This window comes from Streptomyces sp. NPDC005408 (assembly GCF_040606445.1).
In the GTDB taxonomy this organism is placed as follows: domain Bacteria; phylum Actinomycetota; class Actinomycetes; order Streptomycetales; family Streptomycetaceae; genus Streptomyces.
Genome location: NZ_JBEXEX010000003.1, coordinates 39,773 through 55,026, shown reverse-complemented (window position 1 = coordinate 55,026; position 15,254 = coordinate 39,773). Strand labels below are relative to the sequence as shown.

The window sequence follows — 15,254 nt, the reverse complement described above, 5'->3', positions numbered from 1 at the left end:
TCCGTTCACTAGGTTGAGTGAAATAGACTCAACTTTGTGCAGGTTGAATGAGTCAGTGTTGGGATGAGCCCAGCGAGAGGAGAGACCGGACGTGGATGCCGAGCTGACCAACAAGAGCCGGGATGCGATCAACGCTGCCACCAGTCGGGCGGTGTCCGCCGGGCATGCCGATCTGACCCCCGCGCATCTGCTGCTCGCCCTGCTCGCGGGCGAGGACAACGAGAACATCATCGACCTGCTGGCCGCTGTCGAGGCGGACCAGGTGGCCGTGCGCGCCGGGGCCGAGCGGGTGCTCGCGGCCCAGCCCAGCGTGACCGGATCCACCGTCGCACCGCCCCAGCCCAACAGGGAGTTGCTGGCGGTCATCGCAGACGCCGCTCAGCGGGCCAAGGAGCTCGGGGACGACTACCTGTCCACCGAGCACCTGCTCATCGGCATCGCCGCCAAGGGCGGCCAGGCCGGAGAGGTGCTGGCCCAGCAGGGGGCCACGGCGAAGAAGCTGCTGGACGCGTTCGAGACGGTAAGGGGAGGGCGCCGGGTGACCACACCCGACCCTGAGGGGCAGTACAAGGCACTGGAGAAGTTCGGTACGGACTTCACCGCCGCGGCCCGCGAGGGCAAGCTCGACCCGGTCATCGGCCGGGACCAGGAGATCCGCCGGGTCGTGCAGGTGCTGTCCCGGCGCACCAAGAACAACCCAGTGCTGATCGGTGAGCCCGGCGTCGGCAAGACCGCCGTCGTCGAGGGGCTCGCCCAGCGCATCGTCAAGGGCGACGTCCCCGAGTCCCTCAAGAACAAGCGGCTCGTCTCGCTCGACCTCGGCGCGATGGTCGCAGGTGCGAAGTACCGCGGTGAATTCGAGGAACGGCTGAAGACCGTCCTTTCCGAGATCAAGGAGAGCGACGGCCAGATCATCACCTTCATCGACGAGCTGCACACCGTCGTGGGCGCGGGCGCCGGCGGCGACTCGTCCATGGACGCGGGCAACATGCTCAAGCCGATGCTGGCGCGCGGCGAGCTGCGCATGGTCGGCGCCACCACGCTCGACGAGTACCGCGAGCGGATCGAGAAGGACGCGGCGCTGGAGCGGCGCTTCCAGCAGGTGCTGGTCGACGAGCCGACCGTCGAGGACACGATCGCGATCCTGCGCGGGCTCAAGGGCCGTTACGAGGCCCACCACAAGGTGCAGATCGCGGACAGCGCGCTGGTCGCCGCCGCGACACTCTCCGACCGGTACATCACCTCGCGCTTCCTGCCCGACAAGGCCATCGACCTCGTCGACGAGGCCGCGTCCCGGCTGCGGATGGAGATCGACTCCTCGCCGGTCGAGATCGACGAGCTGCAGCGCGCCGTCGACCGGCTGAGGATGGAGGAGCTCGCGCTCAAGAACGAGACCGACCCCGGCTCCAAGCAGCGCCTGGAGAAGCTGCGCCGCGACCTCGCCGACAAGGAGGAGGAGCTGCGCGGTCTTACGGCGCGCTGGGAGAAGGAGAAGGAAGGCCTCAACCGCGTCGGTGAGCTGAAGGAGAAGCTCGACGAGCTGCGCGGCCAGGCCGAACGGGCCCAGCGCGACGGCGACTTCGACACCGCTTCCAAGCTGCTGTACGGGGAGATCCCCACGCTGGAGCGTGAGCTGGAGGAGGCGTCCGAGGCGGAGCAGGAAGCCGCCAAGGACACCATGGTCAAGGACGAGGTCGGCCCCGACGACATCGCCGATGTGGTGGGCTCGTGGACCGGTATTCCGGCCGGGCGGCTGCTCGAGGGCGAGACGCAGAAGCTGCTGCGGATGGAACAGGAGCTGGGCAGGCGGCTGATCGGCCAGAGCGAGGCCGTCCAGGCGGTGTCCGACGCGGTACGCAGGACACGCGCCGGGATCGCCGACCCCGACCGGCCCACCGGCTCGTTCCTCTTCCTCGGCCCGACCGGTGTCGGCAAGACGGAACTGGCCAAGGCGCTCGCGGACTTCCTCTTCGACGACGAGCGGGCCATGGTCCGTATCGACATGTCGGAGTACGGCGAGAAGCACTCCGTCGCCCGGCTCGTCGGAGCCCCGCCGGGGTACGTCGGCTACGAGGAGGGCGGCCAGCTCACCGAGGCCGTCCGCAGGCGCCCGTACTCCGTCGTCCTGCTCGACGAGGTGGAGAAGGCGCACCCCGAGGTCTTCGACATCCTGCTGCAGGTACTCGACGACGGGCGGCTGACCGACGGCCAGGGACGGACGGTGGACTTCCGCAACACCATCCTGATCCTGACCTCCAACCTCGGAAGCCAGTATCTGGTGGAGCCGCTCACCAGCGACGAGGAGAAGAAGCAGCAGGTCCTGGAGGTCGTTCGGGCCTCCTTCAAGCCGGAGTTCCTCAATCGGCTCGACGACCTGGTGGTCTTCACGGCCCTGTCCAAGGACGAGCTGGCGCATATCGCGAAGCTCCAGATCGGCCGGCTCGCCAAGCGTCTCGCCGAGCGGCGGCTCACGCTGGAGGTCACTCCGGCGGCGCTGGAGTGGCTGGCCGACGAGGGCATGGACCCGGCGTACGGCGCGCGGCCGCTGCGCCGTCTCGTGCAGACCGCGATCGGCGACCGGCTCGCGAAGGAGATCCTCGCGGGCGAGGTCACGGACGGCGACACGGTCAAGGTCGACCGTTTCGGCGACGAGCTGATCGTGGGACCGGCCACCGGGAAGAGCCTCTGATCACCGGGAAGACCGGGCAGGACCTCAAGCCACGAGCAGACCCGTCGGGTGGGGGTTGCCAGCCCCCGCCCGACATGGGGGAGGATGGCGGGAACCGTACGAAGGGAAATCCACGGTGACCATCGATCCGTCCTCGATTCCGAATTTCGGGGGCCAGCCCCAGCCTCAGGCCGCAGGACCGGCGGGGCCCGTCGTTCCCGACCAGGACCTGGTCAAGCAACTCCTCGACCAGATGGAACTGAAGTACGTCGTCGACGACGAGGGTGACCTCGCGGCGCCGTGGGAGGAATTCCGTACGTACTTCATGTTCCGCGGCGAGGCCGACCAGCAGGTCTTCTCGGTGCGGACCTTCTACGACCGTCCGCACACCGTCGAGGACAAGCCGAAGCTCCTCGACGCGGTCGACGACTGGAACCGCCGCACCCTGTGGCCGAAGGTCTACACCCATCTCCACGACGAGGAGGAGGACGGCCCCACCATCCGCCTCATCGGCGAGGCCCAGATGCTGATCGGCACGGGCGTCAGCCTGGAGCACTTCGTCTCGTCGACGGTCAGCTGGGTCCGCGCGGCCATCGAGTTCGACAAGTGGCTCGCGGAGCAGCTCGGCCTGGAGACGGCCGACGAGAAGCCCGCCGACGACGCCTGATCCGCTCGGCGGCGCCCGCGCTGCCCGGAGCGCTCCTCTAGAGAGCGATCGGGGACAGCGTCAGCAGGTATGTCCCGTAGGCGAACGACAGCCCGGCCAGCGCGACGGTCACCACGACCGCCGCCCTGGGCCGGGCTTTTGTCAGCGCGAGGGCAAGCGGCAGCAGCAGCGGGAAGGCCGGCAGCAGAAAACGCGGCTTGGACTCGAAGAAGCCGGAGCCGCCGACCGTGATCAGCAACAGCACCGCGGTGTACACCAGCAGCGCCGCCGGCGGCCGCTCCAGCGCGAACAGTACGAACAGCAGCACCGACCCGGCGACCACCAGCAGCGACATCTGGATCGGGAGCAGCGAGGGCCGCTCCACGATGTCCCGCACCACCTTCAGCGCCCCGATCCCGAAGTCGAACCGCGAGGTCCAGCCGCGCTGCACGGCGAAGTAGCCGCCCAGCGGATCGCCCGCGCGGAAGCCGACGCTGAGGACATAGCCGCACCAGCCGAGCGGCGCCAGGGCGGCGCCCGTCCAGATCCGCCAGTACGTCCGCAGCCGCCACGGGCGCAGACGCTCGCGCCTCCGGTATGCCGTGACCAGCTCGTTCACCGCCACCGCGAGCACCGCCGCGGCCACCGCGATCCCATTGGGCCGCGAAAGACCGGCGAGGCTCGCCAGTACGCCCGCCCACAGCCACCGATGGGTGTGCAGCGCGTACAGCGACCAGGCGGCGAAGGCGGTGAGCACCGGCTCGGTGTACGCCATGGACAGCACGATCGAGTGCGGCAGCAGCCCCCACAGCAGCACCACCGCGGTCGCGGTCCGCCGTCCGTGCAGCCGCTCCACGACCGCGTAGATGCCCCAGGCGGCCGCGGCCGCCGCACTCCAGGAGATCAGCAGCCCGGCCGTCCCGCTGGTCACCGGCAGTACGGCCGTCACCGCGCGCAGCTGCGCCGGGTAGAGCGGGAAGAACGCCAGATCGCTCTGGACCGAGCCGTCCGGCCAGTACAGCGTGCGGCCGTAGCCGTGCTCGGCGATCAGCATGTACCAGTCGGAGTCCCAGGCCCGGGAGAGGATCGCCCGCGGCGAGCGCCCGATGTGCCAGGCCCAGCCCGCCATCACCAGCAGCCCGGTGAGTCGTGCTGCCGCGAACAGCCCGAGTGCGGGGGCGGCCCGCAGCAGTGCGGCACGCCAGCGGGGAACGGGCCGGGCACCCGCCGCCGCTGCGCTGTCGAATGTCTGGGCGGTCAGGGGGCACCTCCGGGCGCGCACACAAGTCGGTCAACCCGACCATGAGCGGCCAAGCCCGCGCACGCGAGCGCTGACCAGCCGAAGGGGCCGGTTCCTACCCGGTCGGCTGAAGGGGCGCGTGTCGGCCGTGACAGCCGCGGCCTCAGCCGCTAGCGAGCGAGCGCCTTGAGCCGGGTCACGGCCTCTTCCAGGACCGCCTGGCGCTTGCAGAAGGCGAACCGTACGAAGGGCGCGCCCTGTTCGCGGTGGTCGTAGAAGACCGCGTTCGGGATCGCCACGACCCCGCACCGCTCCGGCAGCGAGCGGCAGAAGGCGAAGCCGTCGGACTCGCCCAGCGAGCGGATGTCGGTGGTGACGAAGTACGTCCCGGCCGGGCGGTAGACCTCGAACCCGGCGTCCGCGAGTCCCGCGCTGAGCAGATCGCGCTTGGCACGCAGATCGTCGCGCAGCCCCTCGAAGTACGTCTCGGGCAGCCGCAGCGCCTCGGCGACCGCGTACTGGAACGGGCCCGCCGACACGTAGGTGAGGAACTGCTTGGCCGAGCGGACCGCAGTCACCAGCTCCGGCGACGCCGTCAGCCAGCCGACCTTCCATCCCGTGAAGGAGAAGGTCTTGCCCGCCGAGGAGATGCTGACCGTGCGCTCCCGCATCCCGGGGAAGGACGCGATCGGCACATGCTCGCCGTCGAAGACCAGATGCTCGTAGACCTCGTCGGTGACGACCAGCAGATCGCGCTCGACGGCGAGTGTCGCGATCGCGGCGAGCTCCTCGCGCGTGAGCACTGTGCCGGTCGGATTGTGCGGGGTGTTGAGCAGGATCAGCCGCGTCCGGTCGGTGACCGCGTCCCGCAGTTCGTCCAGGTCGAGGTGGTACGAGCCGTCCCGCGGCCGGAGCGTCACCGGCACCCGGCTCCCGCCCGCCATCGCGATGCACGCGGCGTACGAGTCGTAGTAGGGCTCCAGCGCGATCACCTCGTCGCCGGGCTCCACCAGGGCCAGCAGCGAGGCCGCGATCGCCTCGGTCGCACCCGTGGTGACCAGCACCTCCGTGTCCGGGTCGTACGACAGGGAGTAGCGGATGCGCTGGTGGTCGGCGATCGCTGTGCGCAGCTCGGGGACGCCGGGGCCGGGCGGGTACTGATTGCCGCGGCCGTCACGCAGCGCCCGTACCGCCGCCTCCCTGATCTCCTCGGGGCCGTCCGTGTCGGGGAAGCCCTGGCCGAGGTTGATCGAGCCGGTCGCGACGGCCAGCGCCGACATCTCCGCGAAGATCGTCGTGCCGAATTCGGCCAGCCGGCGGTTGAGCAGCGGTCGTGGTCCCGCATCGCGTGCAGTCATGGTCGCCATCCTGTGCCGAAGCTCTGGAGTTGCTCAAGTCAGCTTTGGGTCTGTGGGGCCAGGGGCATCCCCCTCACACGCAAGAAGCGGTCACGCAACGACGCGGGGGGCTCGCTTCGGGGGAATGGAAGGACGGTGAGTGCAGTGACAACCTTCATCGGGATACTGATCATCGGGTTCGTCTTTGTCGTGATCGTCGCGATGGCCGCCGGTTCCAAGAAGGGCGGGAGCGGCAGGGGGCGGCGCCGGAGCAGTGCCTCGGGGGGCAGCGGCAGCTGGTGGGCCGGTGGCGGTGACTCGGGCGGCTCCTCCTGCGGGGGCGGTTCGTCCTGCGGCGGGGGCTCGTCGTGCGGGGGCGGCGGGGGATGCGGTGGCGGAGGCAGCTGACACGGGGCAGCTGGTCCGCGACCACTGAAAGGCACTCGGCGGAGCGAACTCCCGCCGGGTGCCTTTCTGTTGATGTTGGCCGGGTGGCCTTAGTGGCCGTTCTCAGTTGAACAATTGAACCGTGAGGCCCCCGGGGGGATGGAAACCCTTGCAAGTTGGGTAAAAATGCTGTGGGCGCCGCTTACTTCATGATTCCCTCGCTGTCGGAACCTGTTGGAACCATCCAGCCCTCGGACCTGATGTGGACCCGAGCAGGCGCTCCCCCGGATCTTCTTCAACTCCCCCTCAGGGGCGCCCCCGGTCCACGTGTCCACCCGCCGAAGCGTGTTTTGCGGAGCCGACCCATGCTCACGATCCTCCATACCGCGTACACCGACACCCGCGCCGACGACCTCGCCTGGGCGCTGGGCCGGGAGCCGCTGCCCGCCCTCGCTGTCCTCGACCTCGAACTGTCCGGAGCGAAGCTCCAGTTGAGGCTGCTGGGCGCCTCGCACCAGGTGCTCCTCGAGGAGAAGCAGGGAAGCTGCTCCGAGACCGTCGCCTGCATGCCCGGCAGCAGCACCCCGCTGCCCCTCGGGGTCGCCAAGCGGCTCGGCGACTGGGAGTACGAGTTCGCGGCCCGCGTCGAGACACTCTCGAACGGCTCCTTCGCGGGGCGCGCGCAGGAACTCCTCGCGCTGGTCGCCGATCACCCCCAGGGACTGGCCGGCACCTTTCCCGGTTCGCCGCACGCGTTCACGGCGATGCTGGCGCAGCGGCTCGAAGGCCAGGTGCGCTGGCGCACATGGCACGCCTATCCGCAGGAGGGCCGTCTTGTTGTCACCCGTACGCGGGTCGGTGCCCGTATGCCTGCCACGCTCTAGTTGAACCCTTGTGGGTGACAGGCTGCACGCAACCCGTGACGTAGCGTTACAAACATGATCGATCGGCCGCCCACCTCACCGCCCCCGTGTGCGGTGCGGCTGCCCGTGCGCCCCGACGCCGGCCGGTATCTGGTGCTCACGGCCGTCTTCGTCTGCGCCGCCTGCGGACTGGTGTACGAGCTCGAACTGGTCGCGCTCGCTTCGTATTTGATCGGCGACTCCGTCACCCAGGCGTCCGTCGTGCTGTCGGTGATGGTCTTCGCGATGGGCATCGGCTCGCTCCTCGCCAAGCGGCTGCGCTGCCGGGCCGCGGTCGGATTCGGCGTACTGGAGACGGCGCTCGCCCTGGTCGGCGGCTGCTCGGCGATGGTGCTGTACGCCGCGTTCGCCTGGATCGGCGAGTCCCGGTTCGTGCTGGTGTGCTTCTCGCTCGCCATCGGGGTACTGATCGGCGCGGAGATCCCCCTGCTGATGTCCCTGATCCAGCGCATCTCCCGGCGTGACGCCGAGGGCACGGTCGCGGATCTGTTCGCCGCGGACTATGTGGGAGCCCTCGTCGGCGGGCTCGCGTTCCCGTTTCTGCTGCTGCCGTGGCTGGGTCAGCTCACGGGCGCTCTGTTGACGGGCGCCGTCAACGCGGTGGCGGGCGGCTCGCTCGTACTGTGGCTGTTCCGGCGGGATCTGACGGCCCGTTGGCGCGGCTGGCTTCTGGTCGCCAACGTGACGGTGCTCGCGGTGCTGGCGACCGCGACCGTCATGGCCGACGACTTCGAGCGGGCGGCGCGTCAGGCGGTCTACGGCGACGAGGTGCGCGTCGCCGTCCACACCGACGTTCAGGAAGTCGTCCTCACCGGCAGCCGCTCGGGGCCGCCCGACCTCTTCCTCGACGGACGGCTGCGGGTCAGCGGGCGCGACGAGTACCGCTACCACGAGGCGCTGGTCCATCCGGCGATGCTGGGGCCGCATGCGCGGGTGCTGATCCTGGGCGGGGGCGACGGGCTGGCGGCGCGCGAGGTGCTGCGCTACCGGGACGTCGAGTCGGTGACCGTCGTCGAACTGGATCCGGGTGTCGTCCGGCTGGCGCGCACCGACCCGGCGCTGTCCGTGCTGAACGAGCACGCGTACCGCGACCCGAGGGTGCGGGTCGTCATCGCGGACGCCTTCACGTGGCTGCGCGTGCCCCGCGGGGCGTACGACGTGGTGATCTCGGACCTGCCCGACCCGGGCATCACACCGAGCACGAAGCTCTACTCCCAGGAGTTCTACGGGCTTGCCGCACGGGTTCTCGCGGGTGGCGGGCGGCTCGTCGTGCACGCGGGGCCGCCCGCCTCGCGCCCGCGCACCTTCTGGACGGTCGACGCGACGCTGCGGGCGGCCGGGTTCCGCACCAGTCCGTACTGCGGCGGGGCGATGTCCGCGCTGCACGGCTGGGGGTTCCTGCTGGCGGCCACGGGGTGGGCGCCGGACCTCGGGCTTGCCCCGGGAGCCCCGCGGCTGCGGGCGCTGGACCCGTCCGAGCTCGCTGCGGGCGCGTGGTGTGCGGAGCGGACAAGGCTGCCGGGTCTGCCGCCCTCCACGCTGGTGCACCCGCGGTACGCCGGCTGAGCCGAACACGGGCTGAGCCGAACCGCCTGAAGGACACCGGCTGAGGAACACCGACCGGGCCGCAAACCGACTGAGCCTTACACGGACCGAAACGCAGACGTGGCGGGCGCGTCTGAGTAGGCTCGGCTCCCATGGAGCATGAGGTGTTCGTTCCGGTTCCGGCAGAGACCGTCCGACAGGCACTGAGGGACCCCGCCCGGGTCGCCCGCTGTGTGCCGGGGCTCCAACAGGACGCGGACGAGTCCGCGGGACCTCTCGCCGGCCGGCTGAAGGTCCGGATCGGCGGGCACACGATCACCTACCGCGGCACCCTGCGCGTCGTGGAACAGGGCGAGATCTTCGCGGTCGAGGGCGACGGCGTGGAAGCGCGCGGCACCGGCTCGGCCAAGGTGAGCCTGACGATCCGTCCGGAGCCCGCGGAGGGCGGCACGACGCTCAGCTTCACGGGGACGTCGAGTGCCGAGGGACGGCTGGCTGAGCTGGAGGACGCGACGACGACGTCGGCCGCGCACCGGCTCCTCGACCGCTTTGCGGACCGGCTCGCGACGACGGCGGAGGACCCGGCGGTGGCGGGCGCGCCGGTCGACGACGCCTCCGTCGATGATGCTTCCGCCGACGATGCGGCGCCAGGCGACGCGGTTGACGTGGCGGCGGATGACCAGGGCGGCGACGCCCCGCAGCCGTCCGTGTTCGATGCGCCCGTGCCGCCGCCCTCGCTCGACCCCGCCGCCGAGGAGGAGTTCGACGCGGCCGAGTCGTACGAGGAGGAGGGGCCGGACGAGGTGGACGGGCCCGAAGAGCCGGCGGAGCTCCGTGAACTGCGTGAGCCTCCCGTCGTCCCCGACGAGCCGCCCGCCGAGGCCGCGCACGCCCGCCGCACCATGATCGGGCGCAGCGCCGAAGAGGTCGACCACGCCCCGCCGCGCGGGCGTTACGCACCCACGCCCGCCCCCGAAGCCGGCACCGCGAGCGCCACCCTGCGCTGGATCGCGCCCGCCGCGGCCCTCGCGTTCGCCTCCGCCGTGGTCGTGAGCCGGGTGCTCCGCCGCCGCAAGTAGTCACCGCCAGTACTGTCGTGGTGTGAGTAGCGAAGAGAGCGTCCGGCTGGCCGCCGGCGACGTCGAGTTGACCATCCGTCCGGATCACGGCTGCCGGGTCGCAAGCCTGACCATCGGTGGCACCGAGGTGCTGCGCCAGGGCGACCGGTACGGCTCATTTCCGATGGTCCCCTGGTGCGGCCGGGTCAGGAACGGCCTGTTCCACAACGGCGACGTAGCGCATCAACTGCCGCTCAACTCCCCGCCGCACGCCATCCACGGCACCGGCCGCGACACCGCCTGGCGCACCGCCCGCACGGCCAAGAGCGACGCGTCCTTCACCTACGACCTTGCCGAGCCCTGGCCGTACACCGGACGTGTCACCCAGACCTTCGAGCTGGCCGAGGACTCGCTGACGCTCGCCATGGGCATCGAGACCTACGACACCTCCTTCCCGGCCCAGGCCGGCTGGCACCCGTGGTTCCTGCGCAACCTCGGCGGCGGCGAGGACGTGCGCATCGACTTCAGCGCCGAGTGGCAGGAGCTGCGCGGGGACGACCATCTGCCGACCGGGCAGCGCATCGCGCCCCTGCCAGGCCCCTGGGACGACTGCTTCGGGATGCCGGACGGGGTCAAGGTCACGCTCACCTGGCCTGATCAGCTGGAGCTCACCGTCGCCAGTCGCGCCGAATGGGTCGTGATCTACGACGAGCAGGCCGAGGCTGTGTGCGTGGAACCGCAGTCCGGGCCGCCCAACGGTCTGAACACGCACCCTCAGCTGGTCACTCCGATCGAGCCCCTGGAGATCGCGACAACCTGGAGCTGGCGTCGGCTTTAAGCTGGCGACCATGACTGACGTACGCGCTGAGCTGCTCCAGCAGATCAAGGACAAGGCCGTGGTGCACGGCAAGGTGACCCTCTCCTCGGGTATTGAGGCCGACTGGTACATCGACCTGCGCCGGATCACGCTGGACGGCGAGGCCGCGCCGCTCGTCGGCCAGGTGATGCTCGATGCCACCGCCGACATCGACTACGACTGCGTGGGCGGGCTGACGCTGGGCGCCGACCCTGTGGCCACCTCGATGCTGCACGCGTCGGCGGCTCGCGGGCAGCGGCTCGACGCCTATGTCGTACGCAAGACGGGCAAGGCGCACGGCATGCAGCGCCGGATCGAGGGCACCGACGTCAAGGGCCGCCGCTGCCTGGTCGTCGAGGACGTCTCGACCACCGGCGGCTCTCCGCTGACGGCCGTCGAGGCGGTACGGGAGGCGGGCGGCGAGGTCGTCGCGGTCGCCGTGATCGTCGAGCGGGGCGCGGCCCCGGCCATCGCCGAGGCGGGGCTGCCGTATGTCAACGCGTACTCGCTCGACGAGCTGGGTCTCGCCTGAGACCTCTCCGCGAGCAACTCGTGACCTGAGTCGCGAAGTGGCCTCTGACCTGCGGTGATGATGAGGGCCCGGCCGTTCGGGGGTCCGGGGGTCGCCCCCCGGGAAGGCACAGAACCTGAAACAGCCGGGCCCTCACGCATGCCCGTGACGCACGCTGGGTGGAGCCGCGCCGAGAGTCTGGAAAGATGGGCCGCGACGATGACGTCGCCCCCAGGTCAGGGCCAGCAATACATACCCGCACATCACAAGGAGCGGACACATGCCCATCGCGACTCCCGAGGTCTACAACGAGATGCTCGACCGGGCGAAGGCAGGCAAGTTCGCCTACCCGGCCATCAATGTGACCTCGTCCCAGACCCTGCACGCTGCGCTGCGCGGCTTCGCGGAGGCCGAGAGCGACGGCATCATCCAGATTTCGACCGGTGGCGCCGAGTTCCTGGGCGGCCAGCACAGCAAGGACATGGTCACCGGCGCGGTCGCGCTGGCCGAGTTCGCGCACATCGTCGCCGCCAAGTACGACATCACCGTCGCGCTGCACACGGACCACTGCCCCAAGGACAAGCTCGACGGCTATGTCCGTCCGCTGCTCGCCGTCTCCGCCGAGCGCGTGGCCAAGGGCCAGGACCCGCTGTTCCAGTCCCACATGTGGGACGGCTCGGCCGAGACCCTCGCCGACAACCTGGCCATCGGCCAGGAGCTGCTGGCGCTGGCAGCTGCCGCCAAGATCATCCTCGAGGTCGAGATCACCCCGACCGGCGGCGAGGAGGACGGCGTCACCCACGAGATCAACGATGAGCTGTACACCACGGTCGATGACGCGCTGCGTACCGCCGAGGCGCTCGGCCTGGGTGAGAAGGGCCGCTACCTGCTGGCTGCCTCCTTCGGCAACGTCCACGGCGTCTACAAGCCGGGCAACGTCGTGCTCCGCCCCGAGCTGCTGAAGGACCTGCAGGCCGGTGTCGCCGCCAAGTACGGCAAGGCCGACCCGTTCGACTTCGTCTTCCACGGCGGCTCCGGCTCCACGGCCGAGGAGATCGCCACCGCGCTGGAGAACGGCGTCGTGAAGATGAACCTCGACACCGACACCCAGTACGCCTTCACCCGCCCCGTCGCGGACCACATGTTCAAGAACTACGACGGTGTGCTGAAGGTCGACGGCGAGGTCGGCTCCAAGAAGACCTACGACCCGCGCACCTGGGGCAAGGCCGCCGAGGCCGGTATGGCCAAGCGCGTCTCCGAGGCGTGTGCGGCCCTGCGCTCCACGGGCACCAAGATCAAGTAAGCGCCGTCCGTACGCCGGGCCCGGCACCCCTTCGCGGGGGTGCCGGGCCCGCGGCATGCCCCGGGAAGGACTCATCGTGAGCTATGACTTCGACACCCCCGTCGACCGGCGCGGCACCTGGTGCATCCAGTGGGACGGGGTCGCGGACCGTTTCGGCGTCGACGGACTGCTGCCCTTCACCATCTCCGACATGGACTTCACCTCGCCGCCCGAGGTGCTCGCAGCGCTTCAGCGCCGCATCGCCCACGGAGTCTTCGGCTACACCGACTGGCGGCACGATGACTTCCTGTCCGCCGTGAGCCACTGGTTCACCAGCCGGTACGACACCCAGATCGACACCGGACGGGTCGTGTACGGCCCGTCCGTGCTCAACCAGCTCTCGCAGTTGCTGCGGATGTGGACCGAGCCGGGTGACGCGGTCGTCGTCCACACACCCACGTACGACGGCTTCCTGAAGGCGATATCCGGCCTCGGGCGGGAGCTGCGCGGGGCGCCGGTCGGAGACATGGCCGCACTGGAACGGCTGCTCGCCCGCGCCGACAGCAAGGTGCTCGTCCTCTGCTCGCCCCACAACCCCACGGGCCGGGTGTGGACCGAGGCCGAGCTGACCGAGACGGCGCGGCTGGCGGCCGCGTACGACGTCGCCGTCATCAGCGACGAGATACACGCCGACTTCGTCCACCCCGGCTTCGTGGCCGACGGGCAGCGCCATCTGCCGTGGACGCGGTTCGGGACCGGGCGCTGGGCGCTGATCACCTCCGCCACCAAGGCCTTCAACTTCCCGGCGCTGAGCGGTTCGTACGGGATCATCGGCGACCTGGACGACCATGCCGCGTTTCTGCGCCGGATGCAGACCGGCGAGGGGCTCGCCTCGCCCGCCGTGCTGTCGCTGACCGCGCACATCGCCGCGTACCGCGAGGGCGGGCCGTGGCTGGACGAGCTCGGCGCGTATGTGGCGGGGAATCTGCGGATGGTCGCCGAACGGCTGGGCTCCGCCTTCCCCGAACTCGGCTGGCAGCCGCCGCAGGCCGGCTATCTCGCCTGGATCGATCTGCGGGCGCTGGGCATCGACGACGCGGCGCTGCAGCAGGAGCTGATCCAGCGCGAGAAGGTCGCGATCATGCCCGGCACGACCTACGGCGTCGAGGGCTTCGTACGGCTCAATGTCGGCTGCCCGCGTGCCAAGGCGGAACAGGGTGTGGACGCCCTGATCCGTGCGCTCCGCCGACTCGTCTGACCTCGCGTCTACTGGGATGATCCCCGGTATGGACAACAGTCCGGGCACCATCAGACTGTCCTCGGCAACCGGCCGCTGGGTGGTTCTGACCACCGTGCTCGGGTCCAGCATGGCGCTGCTGGACTCGACCGTCGTCAATGTCGCACTGCCTCGCATCGGCGAGGACCTCAACTCCGATCTGGCGGTCCTCCAGTGGACCGTCAACGCCTACACGCTCACCCTGGCCGGGCTGATTCTGCTCGGCGGGGCTCTCGGCGACCGCTTCGGGCGGCGGAAGATCTTCGTCCTCGGCGTGATCTGGTTCGCGATCGGCTCGCTGCTGTGCGGCCTCGCACCCAACGACGTTCTCCTGGTGGCCGCGCGAGCCCTGCAGGGCGTCGGCGCGGCGCTGCTCACCCCGGGGTCGCTGTCGCTGATCCAGGCGAGCTTCCACCCGGACGACCGAGCGCGTGCGGTGGGGCTGTGGTCGGGTTTCGGCGGTGTCGGCGCGGCGGTCGGTCCGTTCGTCGGCGGCTGGCTCGTCGACGGGCCCGGCTGGCGCTGGGTGTTCCTGATCAATGTGCCGCTGGCCGCGCTGTGCGTACCGGTGGCGCTGCGGCATGTGCCGGAGTCGCGCGACCCCGAGCACCACGGCCGGTTCGACGTCCTGGGCGCGGTGCTCGGCGCGGCGGCGCTGGCGCTGATCACGTACGGGCTCATCGCCCCGCAGGTGTGGGCGGGCGTCGCGGGCGTGGTGGTGGGCGTCGCGTTCGTGCTCGTCGAGCGCTCGCGGTCCGATCCGATGCTGCCGCCGTCGATCTTCGCCTCGCGGCAGTTCACCGCGGCCAATCTGGTGACGGTGTGCGTGTACGCGGCTTTCGCCGGCTTCTTCTTCCTGACCGCCCTGCAACTCCAGGTGGTGGCGGGTTATTCGGCGCTCGGCGCGGGGACCGCGCTGCTGCCCGCGACGGTGCTGATGCTGCTCTTCTCCGCGAGATCGGGCGAGTTGGGGGAGCGGATCGGCCCGCGCATCCCACTCACCGTGGGCCCTCTGCTGTGCGCGGGAGGGATGCTGCTGATGCTGCGCGTGGGCGAGGACGCCTCGTACGTACGCGATGTGCTGCCCGCCATGCTGGTCATGGGCATGGGCATGGTGACGCTGGTCGCGCCGCTGACCGCGACCGTCCTGGCGTCCGTGGAGACCGCGCGGGCGGGGCTCGCCAGCGGCATCAACAACGCGGCGGCCCGCGCGGCCGGACTGCTCGCGGTGGCGGCGCTGCCGCTGCTGGCGGGGATGGGGCCGGAGGCGTACCGCTCGGCGGAGCAGTTCGGGGAGACGTTCCGGCGGGCGATGCCGATGTGTGCGGGGGTGCTGGTGCTGGGCGCGCTGATCGCGTGGACGACGGTACGGAGGCCGGAACCGGCGGATGTCCTGGCGCGGGCGCGGCCGCAGTGCCGGGTGAACTGCGGGGTCTCGGCGCCGCCGCTGGAACAGGCGGCGGAACGGGTGACCGGGTCCACCGGACCCTGACCCGGGCCCGGCGCCTCGAGCGCGTGCGAGGCC

Annotated in this window: 13 protein-coding genes; 11 read left to right on the top strand and 2 right to left on the bottom strand. The window is 70.4% G+C overall.

The window, feature by feature from the left end; translation table 11 throughout:
* Window positions 1-91: 91 nt before the first annotated feature.
* Window positions 92-2,689, top strand: coding sequence for an ATP-dependent chaperone ClpB (clpB, locus tag ABZS64_RS04150; protein WP_355822897.1), 2,598 nt, complete (start codon window positions 92-94; stop codon window positions 2,687-2,689).
* A 115-nt stretch (window positions 2,690-2,804) separates the two neighbouring features.
* Window positions 2,805-3,335: a YbjN domain-containing protein gene (locus ABZS64_RS04145; protein ID WP_355822895.1), complete on the top strand. Its 531-nt coding sequence runs from the start codon at window positions 2,805-2,807 to the stop codon at window positions 3,333-3,335.
* A 37-nt stretch (window positions 3,336-3,372) separates the two neighbouring features.
* Here ABZS64_RS04145 and ABZS64_RS04140 read toward each other — a convergent pair whose 3' ends face one another.
* Entirely contained in the window at window positions 3,373-4,596 is a 1,224-nt protein-coding gene (locus ABZS64_RS04140; RefSeq protein WP_355822893.1) for a glycosyltransferase family 39 protein, read from the bottom strand.
* Between the two features lie 128 nt (window positions 4,597-4,724).
* A complete protein-coding gene (locus ABZS64_RS04135) occupies window positions 4,725-5,912 on the bottom strand; it encodes a pyridoxal phosphate-dependent aminotransferase (protein WP_355822891.1) in 1,188 nt (395 codons plus the stop codon).
* A 135-nt stretch (window positions 5,913-6,047) separates the two neighbouring features.
* Here ABZS64_RS04135 and ABZS64_RS04130 point away from each other — a divergent pair, with 135 nt between their 5' ends.
* The 9 genes from ABZS64_RS04130 to ABZS64_RS04090 all read left to right on the top strand — a co-directional run bounded on the left by ABZS64_RS04130 (window position 6,048) and on the right by ABZS64_RS04090 (window position 15,221).
* Entirely contained in the window at window positions 6,048-6,299 is a 252-nt protein-coding gene (locus tag ABZS64_RS04130; RefSeq protein WP_355822889.1) for a hypothetical protein, read from the top strand.
* A gap of 344 nt (window positions 6,300-6,643) precedes the next feature.
* A complete protein-coding gene (locus ABZS64_RS04125) occupies window positions 6,644-7,162 on the top strand; it encodes a DUF2617 family protein (RefSeq protein WP_355822887.1) in 519 nt (172 codons plus the stop codon).
* Between the two features lie 54 nt (window positions 7,163-7,216).
* Window positions 7,217-8,767 carry a polyamine aminopropyltransferase gene (locus ABZS64_RS04120; protein WP_355822885.1) on the top strand — a complete coding sequence of 517 codons (1,551 nt, stop codon included), beginning with the start codon at window positions 7,217-7,219 and terminating at the stop codon, window positions 8,765-8,767.
* A 131-nt stretch (window positions 8,768-8,898) separates the two neighbouring features.
* Window positions 8,899-9,825 carry an SRPBCC family protein gene (locus ABZS64_RS04115; protein WP_355822883.1) on the top strand — a complete coding sequence of 309 codons (927 nt, stop codon included), beginning with the start codon at window positions 8,899-8,901 and terminating at the stop codon, window positions 9,823-9,825.
* Between the two features lie 22 nt (window positions 9,826-9,847).
* Entirely contained in the window at window positions 9,848-10,642 is a 795-nt protein-coding gene (locus ABZS64_RS04110; RefSeq protein ID WP_355822881.1) for an aldose 1-epimerase, read from the top strand.
* A gap of 10 nt (window positions 10,643-10,652) precedes the next feature.
* Window positions 10,653-11,192, top strand: a complete 540-nt coding sequence (gene pyrE / locus ABZS64_RS04105) for an orotate phosphoribosyltransferase (protein WP_355822879.1) — start codon at window positions 10,653-10,655, stop codon at window positions 11,190-11,192.
* A 259-nt stretch (window positions 11,193-11,451) separates the two neighbouring features.
* On the top strand, window positions 11,452-12,474 hold the full coding sequence (gene fbaA, locus ABZS64_RS04100) for a class II fructose-bisphosphate aldolase (RefSeq protein WP_355822878.1): 1,023 nt from the start codon (window positions 11,452-11,454) through the stop codon (window positions 12,472-12,474).
* Between the two features lie 55 nt (window positions 12,475-12,529).
* A complete protein-coding gene (locus ABZS64_RS04095) occupies window positions 12,530-13,711 on the top strand; it encodes a MalY/PatB family protein (RefSeq protein ID WP_355822876.1) in 1,182 nt (393 codons plus the stop codon).
* Window positions 13,712-13,739: 28 nt separating this feature from the next.
* On the top strand, window positions 13,740-15,221 hold the full coding sequence (locus ABZS64_RS04090; RefSeq protein WP_355822874.1) for an MFS transporter: 1,482 nt from the start codon (window positions 13,740-13,742) through the stop codon (window positions 15,219-15,221).
* Window positions 15,222-15,254: the final 33 nt, after the last annotated feature.

What these genes read in the sequence shown, in the direction of transcription:
- ABZS64_RS04135 (WP_355822891.1), bottom strand. Translation starts at nt 5,912, where the DNA reads ATGACTGCACGCGATGCGGGACCACGACCGCTGCTCAACCGCCGGCTG.
- ABZS64_RS04125 (WP_355822887.1), top strand. Translation starts at nt 6,644, where the DNA reads ATGCTCACGATCCTCCATACCGCGTACACCGACACCCGCGCCGACGAC.
- ABZS64_RS04120 (WP_355822885.1), top strand. Translation starts at nt 7,217, where the DNA reads ATGATCGATCGGCCGCCCACCTCACCGCCCCCGTGTGCGGTGCGGCTG.
- ABZS64_RS04115 (WP_355822883.1), top strand. Translation starts at nt 8,899, where the DNA reads ATGGAGCATGAGGTGTTCGTTCCGGTTCCGGCAGAGACCGTCCGACAG.
- pyrE (WP_355822879.1), top strand. Translation starts at nt 10,653, where the DNA reads ATGACTGACGTACGCGCTGAGCTGCTCCAGCAGATCAAGGACAAGGCC.
- fbaA (WP_355822878.1), top strand. Translation starts at nt 11,452, where the DNA reads ATGCCCATCGCGACTCCCGAGGTCTACAACGAGATGCTCGACCGGGCG.
- ABZS64_RS04095 (WP_355822876.1), top strand. Translation starts at nt 12,530, where the DNA reads ATGCCCCGGGAAGGACTCATCGTGAGCTATGACTTCGACACCCCCGTC.
- ABZS64_RS04090 (WP_355822874.1), top strand. Translation starts at nt 13,740, where the DNA reads ATGGACAACAGTCCGGGCACCATCAGACTGTCCTCGGCAACCGGCCGC.